The sequence below is a fragment of the Halomonas sp. 707D4 genome (assembly GCF_024158685.1).
In the GTDB taxonomy this organism is placed as follows: domain Bacteria; phylum Pseudomonadota; class Gammaproteobacteria; order Pseudomonadales; family Halomonadaceae; genus Vreelandella.
The window spans coordinates 1-1,961 of sequence record NZ_JAMZBD010000537.1 but is presented as its reverse complement, the minus strand read 5'-3'; the positions used below and the strand labels follow the sequence as shown (position 1 = coordinate 1,961).

Below are 1,961 nucleotides of genomic sequence, written 5' to 3'. Positions count from 1 at the left end.
GCTCGTAACGGCCGCCGCGAGCGCGGCGGGGGCGGCGGCGGCGGGCGCTATTCGATGGCCGAGCTCAAGGCGCAAGGGGCGCCCGAGCGCTACGCCCGCGAGGCGGTGCGCCAGGCACTGGTCAACCTCGACGCGGTGGACGCCCCGGCGGGGCAACTGCCGGTGGTGCTGGGCGCGGGTTGGCCAGGCATCCTGCTTCACGAGGCGGTGGGCCATGGGCTCGAAGGCGACTTCAACCGCAAGGGCAGCTCCGCCTTCGCCGGGCGCATGGGCCAGCGCGTGGCTGCCCCCGGGGTCACGGTGGTGGACGATGCGACCATTCGCGACGGGCGCGGCTCGCTGAGCGTCGACGACGAAGGCACGCCGGGCCAGTACACCCCCTTGATCGAGGACGGCATCCTCACCGGCTACATGCAGGACAAGCTCAACGCCCGGCTGATGAACATGGCGCCGACCGGCAATGCCCGGCGCGAGTCGTTTGCGCACCTGCCGATGCCGCGCATGACCAACACCGTGATGCTGGCGGGCCAGGACGCGCCGGAGGACATCATCAAGAGCGTCAAGCGCGGCCTCTACGCGGTCAGCTTCGGCGGCGGCCAGGTGGACATCACCTCGGGCAAGTTCGTCTTTTCGGCAAGCGAGGCCTACCTGATCGAGGAGGGGCGCATCACCGCACCGGTCAAGGGCGCGACGCTGATCGGCAACGGCCCGGAAGCAATGGGGCGGGTATCGATGATCGGCCACGACCTGGCGATGGATACCGGGGTCGGCGTGTGCGGCAAGGAGGGGCAGGGCGTGCCGGTCGGCGTCGGCCAGCCCACGCTCAAGCTCGACGAGCTGACCGTGGGCGGCACGCAGTCGTGAACCGGGCTCAGAGCTCGAGAGTGTCGCGCAGGTGCTTGAAGAGCTTGCGGGCGCTGGCCGGCGGTTTCTGCTGGTCGCGCTCCTTCTGGGCGTTGCGCACCAGCTGGCGGATCAGCTGACGATCGGCGCTCGGATACTCGGCCAGGAAAGCGTCCACCGCCGGGTCGCCTTCGGTGACGAGCCGGTCGCGCCACTTCTCGAGACGGTGAAAGGCATGGTCGCGCTGGGTCTTCTCGGCCTCGATCGTGTCGAAGACGGCCTGGATGGCGACCAGGTCCTCTTTACGAATCAACTTGCCGACGTACTGCATGTGACGCCGGCGCCCTTCGTGGGAGCGGATGCGCGCGGTCTCGTCGATGGCGGCGAGCATGTCGTCCGAGAGCGGAAAGCGGGCGCGCTCCTCGGGTTTCATGGCGATCAGCGTTTCGCCGAGCGCCTGGAGCTCGTGCATCTCGCGCTTGAGCTGGGACTTGCTGGGGCGCAGCGACTCTTCCGGTGACTCCTCGAACTCGGCGGGGGCGGGGCGTCTTCTAGGCATACGGGCACTCACTAAATAGATATGTCGTTGGCTAGTATACCAGCTGCGACCACCACATTGATGCGCCGGCGACACTGGCGACAAGGAGACGATGATGGCACAGGCATTCGACGCGGCCGCCCAGGAAAAAGAGCTGGCCGCACGTGCGCAGGAAGCACTGGCCCTGGCGCGCAAGCTCGGCGCCAGCGAAGCGGAGGTCGGCGCCAGCGTCGACCAGGGGCTGGGCGTGAGCGTGCGCCTGGGCGAGGTGGAGACCGTCGAGCTCTCCCGCGACCAGGGCATCGCGGTCACGCTGTACGTCGGCAAGCGCAAGGGCAGCGCCTCCTCTTCGGACGCGAGCTCTGCCTCGATCAAGGCGGTGGTCGAGAAGGCGCTGGCGATCGCTCGCTACACCGGCGAGGACCCGGCGGCAGGGCTTGCCGAGGCATCGAAAATGGCCACCGACCTTCCCGACTTGAAGGTGCATCACCCCTGGGCGCTGGATACCGAGCGGGCCATCGAGCTGGCGCTGGCCTGCGAGCAGGCCAGCGCCAGCTCGATGGCCCGCTCGGTATCCAGC

The 1,961-nt window shown here is 68.7% G+C and carries 3 protein-coding genes; 2 read left to right on the top strand and 1 reads right to left on the bottom strand.

Annotated features, from left to right (window positions below; all coding sequences use genetic code 11):
• Nucleotides 1–864: metallopeptidase TldD-related protein (locus BIS11_RS16285; RefSeq protein WP_253586550.1), on the top strand; the 864-nt coding region annotated here is incomplete at its 5' end.
• A gap of 7 nt (nt 865–871) precedes the next feature.
• On the opposite strand, the gene yjgA is transcribed toward BIS11_RS16285, so the two are convergent.
• Nucleotides 872–1,402, bottom strand: coding sequence for a ribosome biogenesis factor YjgA (yjgA, locus tag BIS11_RS16280; protein ID WP_253419511.1), 531 nt, complete (start codon nt 1,400–1,402; stop codon nt 872–874).
• 94 nt (nt 1,403–1,496) lie between these two features.
• On the opposite strand from yjgA, the gene BIS11_RS16275 reads away from it, so the two are divergent.
• Nucleotides 1,497–1,961 (top strand): PmbA/TldA family metallopeptidase (locus BIS11_RS16275; protein WP_301286495.1); only part of this gene is annotated, 465 nt, incomplete at its 3' end.

Excerpts from the sequence above, each read along its gene's own strand:
- yjgA (WP_253419511.1), bottom strand. The coding sequence starts at position 1,402 with ATGCCTAGAAGACGCCCCGCCCCCGCCGAGTTCGAGGAGTCACCGGAA.